The sequence below is a fragment of the Porphyromonas sp. oral taxon 279 str. F0450 genome (assembly GCF_000292995.1).
Classification (GTDB): domain Bacteria; phylum Bacteroidota; class Bacteroidia; order Bacteroidales; family Porphyromonadaceae; genus Porphyromonas; species Porphyromonas pasteri.
The window spans coordinates 60,077-73,508 of sequence record NZ_ALKJ01000048.1 but is presented as its reverse complement, the minus strand read 5'-3'; the positions used below and the strand labels follow the sequence as shown (position 1 = coordinate 73,508).

Annotated in this window: 11 protein-coding genes and 3 pseudogenes; 8 read left to right on the top strand and 6 right to left on the bottom strand. The window is 52.4% G+C overall.

The genetic code is table 11. The features are described 5' to 3' along the window. Positions 1 to 477 (top strand): annotated as a pseudogene (locus HMPREF1323_RS08775) (phage integrase SAM-like domain-containing protein); the annotation flags it as partial. 2 nt (positions 478 to 479) lie between these two features. Further along, positions 480 to 896 (top strand): annotated as a pseudogene (locus tag HMPREF1323_RS08770) (DUF1896 domain-containing protein); the annotation flags it as partial. Positions 897 to 1,310: 414 nt separating this feature from the next. Here HMPREF1323_RS08770 and HMPREF1323_RS09215 read toward each other — a convergent pair. Beyond that, positions 1,311 to 1,481 carry a hypothetical protein gene (locus HMPREF1323_RS09215; protein WP_156795246.1) on the bottom strand — a complete coding sequence of 57 codons (171 nt, stop codon included), beginning with the start codon at positions 1,479 to 1,481 and terminating at the stop codon, positions 1,311 to 1,313. 28 nt (positions 1,482 to 1,509) lie between these two features. Further along, the gene (locus HMPREF1323_RS08765) at positions 1,510 to 2,889 is read right to left on the bottom strand and encodes a hypothetical protein (protein WP_009433780.1); all 1,380 of its coding nucleotides are present in this window, start codon (positions 2,887 to 2,889) and stop codon (positions 1,510 to 1,512) included. Positions 2,890 to 3,395: 506 nt separating this feature from the next. Between HMPREF1323_RS08765 and HMPREF1323_RS08760 the strand changes: the two genes are divergently transcribed. Both HMPREF1323_RS08760 and HMPREF1323_RS09210 read left to right on the top strand, forming a co-directional pair. Further along, positions 3,396 to 4,124, top strand: coding sequence for a hypothetical protein (locus tag HMPREF1323_RS08760; protein WP_009433788.1), 729 nt, complete (start codon positions 3,396 to 3,398; stop codon positions 4,122 to 4,124). Between the two features lie 117 nt (positions 4,125 to 4,241). Next, positions 4,242 to 4,418, top strand: a complete 177-nt coding sequence (locus tag HMPREF1323_RS09210) for a hypothetical protein (RefSeq protein ID WP_009433782.1) — start codon at positions 4,242 to 4,244, stop codon at positions 4,416 to 4,418. Positions 4,419 to 4,522: 104 nt separating this feature from the next. Here the strand turns inward: HMPREF1323_RS09210 and HMPREF1323_RS08755 are convergent, their stop codons facing one another. Both HMPREF1323_RS08755 and HMPREF1323_RS08750 read right to left on the bottom strand, forming a co-directional pair. After that, on the bottom strand, positions 4,523 to 4,981 hold the full coding sequence (locus tag HMPREF1323_RS08755) for a putative lipoprotein (RefSeq protein WP_009433779.1): 459 nt from the start codon (positions 4,979 to 4,981) through the stop codon (positions 4,523 to 4,525). A 403-nt stretch (positions 4,982 to 5,384) separates the two neighbouring features. Further along, positions 5,385 to 7,766 carry a TonB-dependent receptor gene (locus tag HMPREF1323_RS08750; RefSeq protein ID WP_009433755.1) on the bottom strand — a complete coding sequence of 794 codons (2,382 nt, stop codon included), beginning with the start codon at positions 7,764 to 7,766 and terminating at the stop codon, positions 5,385 to 5,387. 331 nt (positions 7,767 to 8,097) lie between these two features. Here HMPREF1323_RS08750 and HMPREF1323_RS09265 point away from each other — a divergent pair, with 331 nt between their 5' ends. After that, positions 8,098 to 8,274 (top strand): hypothetical protein, encoded by a 177-nt coding sequence (locus HMPREF1323_RS09265; protein ID WP_198004384.1) that lies wholly within the window; start codon positions 8,098 to 8,100, stop codon positions 8,272 to 8,274. Between the two features lie 104 nt (positions 8,275 to 8,378). Here the strand turns inward: HMPREF1323_RS09265 and HMPREF1323_RS08745 are convergent, their stop codons facing one another. Beyond that, entirely contained in the window at positions 8,379 to 8,873 is a 495-nt protein-coding gene (locus HMPREF1323_RS08745; RefSeq protein ID WP_044124282.1) for a DUF4136 domain-containing protein, read from the bottom strand. A 949-nt stretch (positions 8,874 to 9,822) separates the two neighbouring features. Here HMPREF1323_RS08745 and HMPREF1323_RS08740 point away from each other — a divergent pair. The 3 genes and pseudogenes from HMPREF1323_RS08740 to ccsA all read left to right on the top strand — a co-directional run. Then, positions 9,823 to 10,167: pseudogene (locus HMPREF1323_RS08740) on the top strand (ammonia-forming cytochrome c nitrite reductase subunit c552); the annotation flags it as partial. 136 nt (positions 10,168 to 10,303) lie between these two features. Further along, the gene (locus HMPREF1323_RS08735) at positions 10,304 to 11,515 is read left to right on the top strand and encodes a cytochrome c biogenesis protein ResB (protein WP_009433753.1); all 1,212 of its coding nucleotides are present in this window, start codon (positions 10,304 to 10,306) and stop codon (positions 11,513 to 11,515) included. Between the two features lie 120 nt (positions 11,516 to 11,635). Then, positions 11,636 to 12,424 carry a cytochrome c biogenesis protein CcsA gene (gene ccsA, locus HMPREF1323_RS08730; RefSeq protein ID WP_044124296.1) on the top strand — a complete coding sequence of 263 codons (789 nt, stop codon included), beginning with the start codon at positions 11,636 to 11,638 and terminating at the stop codon, positions 12,422 to 12,424. A gap of 114 nt (positions 12,425 to 12,538) precedes the next feature. Here the strand turns inward: ccsA and HMPREF1323_RS08725 are convergent, their stop codons facing one another. Continuing rightward, positions 12,539 to 13,195: a hypothetical protein gene (locus HMPREF1323_RS08725; RefSeq protein WP_052312372.1), complete on the bottom strand. Its 657-nt coding sequence runs from the start codon at positions 13,193 to 13,195 to the stop codon at positions 12,539 to 12,541. Positions 13,196 to 13,432 lie beyond the last annotated feature (237 nt).

Sequence of the window (13,432 nt, the reverse complement as noted above, 5' to 3'; positions counted from 1 at the left end):
AAGTCGCCCGTCATGCTACGTATCTTCCTCTCGGGAGCAATGAGCAATCTTGGCTCCACGAAGATCTTCGTAGACAAGGCACAGTGGAACAGCAGAACCAGCCGGCAGAAGGGACGCTCCTCAGAAGCCCTAGCTGTTAATGCTAACCTAGATGCCATCTCCACCAGCCTCCACTCCCTCTACCACAAGTACCAAGACGACCAAACGATCTCGCTCGACAAGCTCCGCTCCGCCTACCTCGGGCAAATCCAGGAGTTCAGCACCTTTCTCCCTGTCTTTGACAAGTTCATCGATGACATCCGTCAGCGCGTGGGGCACACTATCAGCAAGGAGAGCTTGCAGAAGTACAGCGTCTTGCGTAAGCACTTCTTCGAGTTTCTAGTACACAGGTATAAGCGTAAGGACATTGGGCTGATGGAATTCACGCCTGCCATCATCCAGGACTTCGAGCTATACCTCACGACCGTGGCTCTGTGTGTATGAACCAGACTAAGAAAGAGCTTTCCTACTCCCGACTCAAGCTGGAAGGCTACCTCAGAGACCATCATCCCGAGCTAAGGACCGACAGCGCCTTCATCGGAGCTCGTGTAGACCTAGCCCTCTCCTCCTACTGCGATAGCGTAGCCCAGGGCTTCTCGCACCTCGAAGCGGAGGCAATGGCCAGTGAAGTCCTCTATCAGGGACTCCACTGCTCCAAGTATGACACCCTCGTCTCCATCCTAATGGAGGAGTTCTCCGAAGAGCTTCCCGAGCCCCTTCCCCATAGGCTCGCTCCCATCCTCCTGGGCAACAAGTCCATCTAAGCGGTCTTCTCAGGGTACGAGCTCCACGATGACTTCGACAGAAGTCGTGAATACGAGCTACTCTACACCGAGCTGACGGGTACCATCGCCCTCCACACCAATTTCCGACGCAGCCGCCTAAACACCTCCCCACCCCATTCGCCAAGGAAATCCTCTGTCCTCCACGCCAATTCCCGACACACCTCCCTGAGCATTTTCTCACCCCTCTCCAGCCTACTTGTAGAGGGCATCTCGGAAGCCCCATTTTGGGACCGACAGTGGATCGCCAAAAAACCCACCGTAGGGTTCTTTTTCTACCCACCAAGGCAAGGGAAGGGAAACGCTACCTCCTCCCCTCAAGAAAGAGCAGAGCCGAGACCCTCCGTAGTGTGAGGATCTCGGCTTCTAATACTATAGAGATAAAAGGAGAGCGCCTCACGCTCTGACAAGCCTAAGACTTGCATGGAGCGTGAGGCGCTTGTTGTATTCCCCTAGAGTTAGGGGTATAGTGACTTCGCGTGGAAGCTACTAGAGGGTATTAGCCCCACCACGCTTACCAGGCTTACCCCAGTTATCATCGAAGTCTGGATCCTGGATATCTCCGTCGAAAGAGAACCCTACGAGCAGGTGGAGAGACTGTGGAAGCACGAAGGTCTTAGCTTCAGGAGCCTGATAGGATTCCTTATATATCTTATTCATCTTAGTTTCTAGTCTTTCGTTGTGATCATTAAGGAATAGGCTCCCACTTAAGCTGATTGTCAATAAAGTCCTTGTACTGGGCCGTGGTCCAACCACCCGCTACTGGTCCTGGACTACTCACAGACTTAGGGCTTATTTCAATGATTGGATAGTAGACCTTGTTATTGAGGGCCTTCTGATACGATATCCTAGGGTTTTTATCCGAAGGCTTGGACTTCACAAGCTTATCATTAAAATTTCCGAGCGTCTGATAGCCACTGCCAGGAGCCAGCGAGTGTACAGATCCATCATAGAAGAAGGGATAAGCTTGTCTGATACCGACCGAACCATAGTCATCGGCTTGAGGGAAGTACATAGCTACTACGTAATCGCCCTTAGCAGGCAGTTCACCTGCAGGAGTAGTCGAGACAGGAACCATAACAAACTGCTTATACCGCATGAAGGCGTATTTACCCCCCCACTTATGCATCCCAGTGAAGTGAGTTTCATCGACAACCTTGGGCGCCATATAGAATCTGGTCCCACTATTGTTATCGTAGGAGAGCTGCTGTTCCTGAGCCGCAGAGAGCGTAGGCGACAGATCTAAGTAGGTCCACATAGGCGGACGAAGAGCACGCTCGCGCTTCCCACGATTAGTCCTCTCGACATACTGAGGGAAGGTATTGCGGATACGAAGCATCATGAGATAGCCCATCATCCTAAGCTTCATGCGAGTATTGTTCAAAGTGCTGATCTCATGAACCTTCCCGTTCTTATTATCGCGCCACCAAAGTGGGTTAGCCTCACTTTTAAGCATCACGAAGTTCCCAGGGAGCGTCACGCCATCGTCCCAACTCGAAATGATGTGAGGACCCTTGTTGGTGAAGTTTAGGCTCCAAGGATCATTACCGATGATAACCGAGACATAGCAGTCTTGCATCTTCCTCTTCACCATGGCAGCAAAGTATTTCTTATAGTCCCCGTTTGCATCAAAGCCAGACACTAGACCATCGTAACCGATGCTTTTACCATCGTTATAGACACGGAAGGGGGCATTGAAGGGAATATGCTTATTCTCCTTTCTATCATAGATGTAAATCATACCCATAAGGCGATCCTTGGCCGGGCCCACTCCATCGACATAGGCACGAAGGTCGATCAGCTTCTTATCCGCAGCACCAGTATTGATGGTAGGGAAAACGGCTCTCGCCTGCTGAGTAGCATCAAAGCCACCAGCCACTTCTTCAAAATTCTCAACATCCAAGCGGAGGCTTAGACGAATACCTTCCTCCCCGTCGGCTCCTCCGTCAGACAGGGTGATAGGCGCTTCTTGATCCTGCGCCTTGGGTCCAGTTGGCACAACGGGCGTCTCCTTCGAGCAGGAGGCGAAGATCCCCGCAACAGCCAACAGCTTAAACAGTTTTTTCATTCTCTAATAATTATTATTGATAAACACTTTGCAAACCCAGCATCCTCTCCAAACCTCCCAGGACTCCCAAGTCTATATATTAGCTAGACAGAAGGAGTAAACCAGCGAGTAGACAGACCCATCACAAGACAAGCTCTATTCTCCATTGAAGCAGGTGCAAAAACACCTCCCAGCCTATCTACATAAGACCAGAGGTATCGGATTTGCTTCTTTTCGAATGCAAATTTAAGAAAAATAAACAACCCAAACCGCGACACAAACCTCTTATCCATGCACATGCCCCCCTAACAGCATCCATACTGCAGCTCCTCATCGACCTCAGCTCTCTGGAGCAACAACCGACCATCAGCCTTGAGATACGAGCTCGCTGATCCCATACTCCGACACCCCTCGATCAGATCCAAGGCGCACACCAAGCCCGCCATGCCTTGGCTCTAGGTTAGCATGCGATTTGATCTCCCTGCCCTATCTTTGTACCGCAAGATCAAGATCCCAAGGCAAATACAATGACGATTACAGAAGTGAGAGATGCTCTCAAGAAAGAAGATCCCAATGAGCTATTTAAGCTACATCATGCTTGGGTAAGCACCCTAATCCCGTTTTGGAGGCAGGCGGTGATACGAGTCGCAGAGCTGACCGGCACACCGACAGACCGCAGGGACAAACACTTGAGAGCTATAGAGCAATCCATAACCCTACTACCCGGCTGGCGATCGAAGCAGATAACCTACATAAAGGCTCGACGCAGTGAGATCGACAGCGCCATTAGTTTCATCCGGAATGCAGCCTTAACTACTCAGGTCTCGAAGTATGCCTTTGCACCCGTCTGCAGAAACCTAGCAGGCATCTTACGTGGAGCCTTATATATATCCACCTTCGGCTACAGCGACGAACAGCTACCAGACGTATTGGCTCACGACGTTTACGATCTAGCCACCTGCCATACGCTATTCCCCTTTGACACCAGTGACTTCGTATGCTTCCTCTCAGACGAGAGATCTACCCAGACTGACGGAAACACGGGAGTGAACTGGCATCTCATGATGGATCGTGCTGGCGAAGTACTCGGTATTCGTCCCCTCATTAAAGCCGTGGATCAGCAAGCAAGACTCATATGGGAGAGCTACAGCGCACCCTTCGCGTGGGTGTATGATGAAGCCATTTGGACTCAGGAGGTCCCTAGCCTCTTCAAGGAGCTATACTACATTGCCCAAAGAGCCTTTCACCAACGATAAGACCAAGGTCTCTGTATCACCGCTGGATCGGCATGCCTTCATAAGAGAGTATCTCGAGAGCCGGAAAGCCCTTCCCCCGCATTCCCTCCCCTTTTCACTACCTTCGCAGAGGCGCCGATGAGCATCAATTATCAGGAATTAGTGCCGGAGAAGGCATTGGGCAAGGAGATCAGCCGACACATCTTCCTGACCTTTCGGGCGAAGACCGGGCTGCCTCAAGAGATCGGCCTGCGCTACTCCATCTTTGATACGGCGAGCGTCCTCGGCGATAAGATCGCCGCACGCTTCAAGTAGCCAACGCCCTCCCCCTCACAAAAAGCGAATCGCTGTAGGATATGCTCCTGCAGCGATTCGCTTTTTATTTGATCGGGAGGCCCGAAGGCCTTATTACAGCTGGACTATTTGAGCAGCGCCTCCAAGGCTCTCGTGATGGCATACTCAACCCTATCAACCTCTGTAACGCCCAACCCCTCAGAGGTCACAGTCGCTACCAATTCGCCCGTCTCAGCCGACACCACCTGGATGGTCACCTCTCTCAACGTGACGCTGCGCCCTCGATCTTGACCATAGCCCACCATCAGGGTCTTGGCTCTAAAGCGCTCATCCACGCTGGGCAGGATAATGAAGCCTTTCTTGGCAAAGGCGCCAGCTATCAGATCGCGGGGATTGACCGACTCGGTCTTTTGCTCCGAAGTCTCCTGTACTGGTTGGGTCGCTGGGATGTAGACGTAGCTGTAGGCCCGAAGGTCCTTATTCACCTGGACAGTCGGGACACGTGGCATTGCACAGCCCGTGAGGAAGCCAACGACAACGAGGACGATTGCCCCGATAAAGAATCTATTGTATCTGCTCTTCATAAACGATAAGTTTTTCTCTGAATAAAGGTACAATAATTAAACAGAGAATATTTCTTCCTCTGGCATACACTATCTGTATCCTCAGCGACAAGATAGCCGCCCGCCTCAAGTAGCCAACGATGCCCACCTTCAAAGACTCTCACGATCTCTCCGCTGAAAAATAAAGGGTGCAAATCACTAGTAATTTGCACCCTTTTGCTATATCCCCCTGCGGAAAATATCATTCTAACCAACCTTACTACCCAAAGAAGCTCTTCTATCATTCATCATCATTCCCCTCAAGCTCATAAGAGCCTTACGACAACCATCCTGATAGCCTTCCTCATAGCTCTCTAAATCCGAGTACGCCCCCTTCCTGCAGCTCTAGTGTGTTGAGCTGGGGAAAAAGGGGCAAGATACTTAGCTAGAGCTTAACGATCAGTCCGAGCGTCGGGAGGATGAGCCTACTGTAGTAGTCAAGCTGGCGTAGCTGCTGACGCTGGGGATCGGTAGGATCATCCATGACCTGCCCCGAGGCATCTCGGTTCGTGTAGATCGGGGCGTTAACAGAGCTACTTAGATAGGCATTTTGTACATCTAAGTAGAGGTTCAGCATCCAGTGCTTGAAGTAAAACTCCTTATCTAAGCGCAAGTCGAGCTGGTGTTTAGCGGGAAGTCTCAGTGTATTGAATCGTGCGTAGTCGGGATAGGCTCGATTAGTGACTGCCCAAGCTGCCTTATTCGTAGAGAGCTCCATATCTATCGGAGTGTAGGGTGCTCCGCCAATATAGCGCCAAGAGGCGGAGAGATACCAGCTCTTACCCAAACGATAGCTGGCGAGCAGGTTGATCATCTGGCCCGTATCCCAAGACGAAGGGCGGTAGACACCCGACTTATCGGTGAACTCGCTCCTAAATAGCGTGTAGGTGGCTGTCGCAGAGAACTCATTCCACGGTAAGAGGCGAGCGACTACTTCGACCCCATAGGCACGACCCAGACCAGTAGATAGCACCGCCTCGGCACCTACCTGCCCAAACTCAGTCCCCTTACTCGCAAGGCTTACACCTTCGGCCTCAGAGATAGGATAGGCACTGTAGGACTTGTAGAAGCCTTCGGCCGAGAAGCGTAGATGATCCCCAGGGTGGTACTCCGCCCCAAGTACGGCTTGGTTCGACATGATATAGCGTAGGCGCTCCTTATTAGCATAGCTCCCATCTGAGGCTCGGTAGCCCATGCTCGTGTAGGAGGGTTGCATAGCAAAGCGCCCGAGGTTAGCATTCAGATCGATGTCGTCCGAGAGAGCAAACGAAGCCGAAAGTCTGGGAGATAGCTGGGGGAAGGGGTTGCTCATGGTTGGGTTGAGCGTATTACCCACGAGATTGAGTCCGAGGGAGAGCTTGAGCCTCTTATCTAGGTATTCGTCTGAAGCCTGAGCGAAGACCGAGTAAGCCAATAGCTTGATCTGTGCGTCGTAGGAGAGTGAGACTACTTGCCCCGACTGATAGGCGAGTCGCTCGCTACGATTAGTATAGCTCGCATAGCGTAGACCTGCACCGAAGCTGAGCTTGATGGGAAGCGTCGTGTACACTCGCTCATAGCGCAGTTTATTCTCCGTCTCATCGGACTCATATTCGGAGAGTTTGGGGAGGGCGGGGTCATTGTTTTGATGCTTCACGCTGCTATTGCGTAGCATATTGCGACTCAGGATCCAGTTGTCTATGTGCCCCTCTCCGTAGTGCTTGTAGACGGCACCTACTGTGTAGTTCCACTGCTTGTACTCGGGGAGATAGCCCAGGATGTAGCGCTGCGCTTCCGTGCCTGTGGTCTGTAGCTGAGTATTCAGACGCATATTGTCTATCGCCCCAATGCCTACGACGGAGAGCTCGTTGTGCGCATCGAAGCGGTACTTGTACTTGACTTGGAAGTCATTGTAGGTGGGGAGGAAGGGGAGCTTGATCGCCTTGAAGAGCCACTGCAGATACGACTGGCGGGCCGAGGCGATGAACGTGGACTTACCCCCCAGAGGCCCCTCTATGGTCAGCGCGGCATCCGAAGCTCCCACGGAAGCCTTGACGTGCATACGATCAGCATCGCCGTCACGCTGCTTGATCTCCATGACGGAGCTGAGGGCATTGCTTCGGCTTGCGGGGAAAGCACCAGTGTAGAAATCTATCTCTCGGACAAAGTCGGGGTTGATCATCCCCACGCTCCCCCCCGAAGCACCTTGGGTCGCGAAGTGATTGATCACGGGGATCTCTATGTCATCGAGATAGAAGACATTCTCCGAGGGGCCCCCACCACGCACGATGAGGTCATTGCGATTGGGGTCTGTCGCTCCTACACCTGGCAGCCGCTGTACGAGCTTGGAGATATCTCTATTCGCTCCGGCACTCTTCTCGATCTGCTTGAGGCCCAGCGTCTGTATGGAGAGCGGGCTCTCGGCACGTTTGAATCGAACTCTAGGTCGGACAACGACCTCTGCTAAGTTCGTGGATTCTTCCTCAAGAGCGATGTCGATGAAGCTCGCCTGATTGCCCACCACTTGCACTTCGGCAGAGGTAGTCGTCTCATAGCCGAGCATCGTGACGATGAGGCGAATGAAGCCAGGATTCACGCCAGAGATGGCAAAGCGCCCTACGCTATCGGTCCGTGCGTTAAGGTTGCTCCCCTGCACTCGTACGGTAGCGAGCTCTAATGGATTATTGCTCTTCATACTATAGACTCTCCCCTCGACCGTCCCTTGCTGTGCGAGGAGCGTGGTCACAGAGAGGAGGAGTACCAGCAGGGTATAATAAAGCTTTGTCATTTGAGCGAATTTAGATGTAAAACCTTTAGTAAATCTATGGAGATGCAAAAACGTCACCGCTCCAAAGGTAGTCAAGTTTCCTCCAAGCCAAAGGAGCCCCCCCCACACGATCAATGAGACAGGATGGCCTGCACATCAGAGGTAGGTAGGATTACTCAGCTATCTGTACAGGATGCTTCTGTCATCAAAGTCATCATAGGGCAGAGAGTCTACTCAGGGAGCGTGACACCCTCCCTGAGGCTTTCCCCGCACTCCCTCCCCTTTTCACTCCCTTTGCAGAGGCGCCGATGAGCAGTGATTTGGCTGGCGTCGATAAAGTTAAACAGGAGCGATGAGCATCAACTATCCGGAATTAGTGCCAGAGAAGGCATTAGGCAAGGAGATCAGCCCACACATCTTCCAGACCTATCGGGCGAAGACCGGGCTACCTCACGAGATCGGCCTGCGCTACTTCATCTTTAACACGGCGAGCGTCCTCGGCGACAAGATCGCCGCCCGCCTCAAGTAGTCACGACGGCCCACCCCACAAAAAGCGAATCGCTGCAGGAAATACTCCTGCAGCGATTCGCTTTTTATTAGGCCAAGAGGCCCGAAGGCCTTATTACAGCTGGGCTATTTGAATAGTGCATCCAAAGCTCTCGTGATGGCCTGCTCAATCTCTTCAGCTTCCGTACCATCACGCCCCTCAGCCGTCGCAGTAGCCACCAGCTCGCCCGTCTCAGCCGACACCAACTGGATAGTTATCTCTTTCGCATAGGCTCCTAACAAGACACGGCGGCGTCCGCTTTTGCCATAGCTCACCAAAAGGGTCTTGGATTTCAATCGATCATCCAAGCGGGGTAAGACGATAAAACCGTTCTTAGCGAAGATCCCGACCAGCACATCGCGGGGATTGACTGACACAGAATAAGACGTGGGGCCATCACCTCTGTGACTCACCGAGGTGCTATATATCGCTTGTGTCTCTGAGACATAGACATGGGTATATGCCCGAAGATCCTTATTCACATGGACAGTAGCAGGGCGTAGCGTTACGCATCCCGTGAGGAAGCCAACGACAACGAGGGCGATTAGGCCAAAGATGAATGTAGTGTATCTGAGTTTCATAACTATGTGTTTTGCTCTGGGTAAAGGTACGATAATATATGGTATACGAAGAGACATAGCCCTCCTGTATGAGGGGGAGGCATGAACCTATATAGAGACTGTTGCCGAGAGTCCCGCCCTCTATTTAGAGTGCTAAGGCATCGCACGCCCAGCTCCCCCATATATCTCTCCGAAGTGATATACAAGCCCTTCGCCTTGTCGCGAGTATTTCTCCTTATCCAGCGGAAGGAAAAGTGTCCTTCTCGTGAAGGGAAAAGCACCTTCACGTAGTGGTTTTCCTCTGTCTATGCACGTAGTCTTAAAGACCAGGCACGTAAATCCAAATATCCACGTACGTAGATATTAGAGCCACGTACGTAGTCCAAACTTATCTGCCACTCGTCAACAACTTTTATCCCTACGTAGAGCAACAACCTAATAGAGGTCACTTCACAATGCTATATAGGAATCAGTCCAAAGCTATATAGCTTTCTGCGCTATCCTATATAGCTCTAACCACATACTCATATAGGGCAGCCCACCGACCAATATAGGTTCACACCACCCTCCCTATAGAGATGGATTTCGACCTAAGGGAAGTTGGCCATAAAGAAAGCCCCAAAGATGTTTGACTTATAGGTGCTTTTACTTGCCTGTACACCGAGATAGCTTTTCTTACGGACAGGCGCCACCTCCTCCATCCTCCCCCAAAAGCAACATAGCCGAAGAGACGATGTCGCTTCGGCTATGGTGCAGGCATGGTAGCCTTGAGTAAGGCTATTCGCAGCACGCCTATAATTTGAAGCCTCCAGTCAAGTATAAGACGATCACAACTACAAGACCATAAAAAGGTACTATAGAGAAAGATAACATAGCCCCTATTGTCTTGCACATCTGAAGCTTTTTGCTTCCTAGCTTACTAACATCATATAGTTGATTTTTGTACATCTCCGGATCCTTGGACAAACTAGAGATGAAGTCTGCCCTGCAGTCCATCCGCAAGAGCCAGTGGCGCTGGGACTTCGCTGTCGCCAGCCACGGTGCTTCCTTCCACGCGCCACAGGAAGTGACACGTATCCTCGGTCAGAGCCTCGGCTATGCTCAGGAAGCTCGCCTTGCCATCGCCAAGGTACTGGCACGCCACGGCTTCTCTGGTGACGTCCCCATGCCTGACATCTCCACGAAGGAAAAGGCTTGGGCTTATATCGGCGTCGACGGCAAGAAGCTCCAGGCTGATAAGGCAGAGTTCATGAAGACCGTCGTACCTAAGTGGGTGCAGTCGGCTAAGGCGCAAGGCAAGCTCATCGAGCTCTAAGCCGAGCCTGTTGCCCTGACACACATCATCTGAATATCCTCTTGACTTCAGCGCGGCGACAGACCTCATCGTCTGCCGCCGCGCTTTCGATACAACCCCAACCGCTTCTCCGTCTATGTTCAACGCACTCTGGAAAATGAGAGAAGGCTTCGTCACTGGTGCAGGCTTGATCCTCGTTGGGCTACTGCTGCAGTACACGGCAGGCCCGATTGACTGGTCAGCCTTCGCCTTCCCGCTGAATGCCATCGTCCTTGCTCTCTACCTCCTCTTGCTCATCATCATCTACGCGCTACGTCATCGGGTCCGCCTCTTCTCCTTCCTCTTCACTGTCGAGGCGGCTGTCCCCACACTCATCTACGCAGCTATACTCACCGTAGCCATGGGGCTCACCCGTCAGATAGCCCCCCACGAGCGAGCCATCGACCCCATTGGTCTCACACGAATGCTGTCCTTCTGGCCCTTCGTGCTCATCTATGCCCGCCTCGCTGGCATCGTGGGGCTCATCGCAATACGACAGATCTTACACTTCCGCCTGAGAGAGGTACCCTCGCTGCTCTCCCACATCGGCCTCTTCATCGCCATCGTCTCTGCGACGCTCGGCAGCGCCGATATGGAGCGTGTGAAGCTCAAGGCCACCACCGACATGCCCGAGTGGCGCGCCACCCACGATCAGGGCTTCATGGAGCTCCCGCTGGCCATCCAGCTAGAGAAGTTCACCATCGACGAATACCCTCCCAAGCTCCTCCTCATCAATAGTAAGACAGGGAAGTCCATACCAGAGAAGAACCCACAGATCGTCCTTATCGATAAGCACTTCCAGGAAGGCATGCTGTCGCAGTGGCGCATCCGTGTACGCAAGAACTATCCCCTCGCAGCTCCCGTCATGGCGGACGACACGACGAAGTACGTGGAGTGGGGCTCATCGGGCGCTGTGACGGCACTCCTCGTCGAAGCCCAACCGATGAAGAATGGCAAGGAAGTGGGCAAGCCCATCATCGGATGGGTCACCTGCGGTAGCTACCTCTTCCCCTTCCAAGAGCTGAAGCTCACGAAGGACCTGAGCCTCGTGATGGCACGCCGCGAACCCGAGCGCTACGCCTCACGTATCCATATCTATACGCAGACGCAGAAGAACATCGTCGCCACCGTCGAGGTCAACAAGCCCGTGACGGTCGACGGATGGAAGATCTATCAGCTCAGCTATGATGAAGCGATGGGTCGCTGGAGCGAGACCAGCACCTTCGAGCTCGTCAAGGACCCTTGGCTCCCCGCCGTCTATGTGGGTATCTACCTACTCTTGGCTGGCGCTATCCTCACCTTCATCACAGCACAGAAGCGCCGCCGCTAAGCAAGGCGATCTGAGTGTAGGGAAAGTCCTGCTCCCCAAGCACACACCGCTCCAATGGCTCACGGACAAGCTACCCTACCCCTTCTGCTTCTTCACCCCAACCCTATCAACTCTATCCTTATGACTTGGGATTCCTTCATATTCTTCGCTATCCCTGCTCTCCTTCTGTGGGCGGGTGGTGCTTGGACGGCTTGGAAAAAGCGTCCGCTACCGACCTATCTTCTCACCGCTGCAGGGCTGCTCGTTTACTTCGCCTTCATCCTCGGACTGTGGATGTCGCTGGAGCGTCCGCCCCTTCGCACGATGGGTGAGACCCGCCTGTGGTACGCCTTCTTCCTCCCCACGGCGGGGCTGATCGTCTATTCACGCTGGCGCTACCCTTGGATCCTCGCTTTCAGCACCGTCCTGGCAGGCGTCTTCACCACGGTCAATATCGTCAACCCCGACATCCACAACAAGACGCTCATGCCAGCGCTGCAAAGCCCTTGGTTCGCTCCGCATGTCATCGTCTATATGTTCGCCTACGCCGTGCTGGGTGCCGCTGCACTGATGTCGGCCTACCTACTGTGGTTCAAGAAGTCGCCCATCAATGAGCATGAGATGGATATCTGCGACAACCTCGTGCAGGTCGGCTGGGCGTTCATGACTGTCGGTATTCTCTTCGGGGCGCTCTGGGCAAAGGAAGCTTGGGGGCACTACTGGGCGTGGGACCCCAAGGAGACTTGGGCTGCTGCCACATGGTTCGCCTATCTGGCTTATATCCACGTGCGCATCCGTTCGGACCGCTACCGCCGTGCAGCGCTCTGGGGGCTCTTCATCTCGTTCATCCTCCTACAGATGTGCTGGTGGGGTATCAACTACCTCCCTTCGGCTCAAGGCGTGAGCGTCCACACCTACAGCTTGGGCTAAGACGCTCCCCCATAAGCCGCTATAAAAGCATCGTCCCCACCCGCAGCCTCAGCTACGGGTGGGGACGATCTATTATTCTACCTTACTCTTCGAGCTGGGAGCAGAAGCTACTTTCTATTCTTTCGATTCAAACATAGCCTTCAACTCAGGGCAATATAATCTAAGCAGCTTATACGATCGCAAAAATAATTCATTCGTATCTGCATCATCTTTAGTAACCCTGAGTGTCTCCCTAAGAATATCATCTCTGAAGGCATCGTTGGTGATATACTTAAACTTTTCCCTGTTGACATCTCCGAGTATGCGGCACAGGCTCTCGACAGCCTTATCAATAACTATATCCCTTGTAGGACCCACTTTAGGTGACGCAAAGATGATTTCATACTCTCTCCCTGGGAAATAGCCGCGCATTGCTAAATAAGAACGAACAAGCTTCTTCGTCACTCGGGCTGCAGCCTCTTCATCTGTTGAACCATACCTAAGTCCCTTCTCATGGAAAGCTATATCTATAGCATACACCTTACCAGCTTGATCTATCCCTAAGGCATCTATTTCAGCCTGCCTTAAAAACTGATTAAACTCCGACTTTTTCGATATATCTCTAAATTCTTCACTCTTTCTTACTGCTTCAAAGATAACTTCAAGCTCCTTCTTCTCCTCTTTAGAGATCGTCCAGAGACTTGAGGCTTTCCAGTTCGTCTGATAGATCACGCATCTCTTCACGTGCTTGAGGTAGCTCACGGCTAGGGACTCTCCGATTTCGATTTTCATGAGACTTGTTGTTTATAGGATTTGATGATATGCAAAGCTACTAAGAATAATCGCCCCCTTACGAGATGTGGCTCCATAGTTATAGCCCCCAGTGAGTGATACACGATAGGTCGATTCGCAAACGACTACTGCTCTGCATACGGGCGACTATTGGTGGAGGGGGCAAACCACTACTCGTCCGTATGCAAACCACTACTCGCTCGCACTCGAAACAACTACTAGTTTGAGTGCGAACTA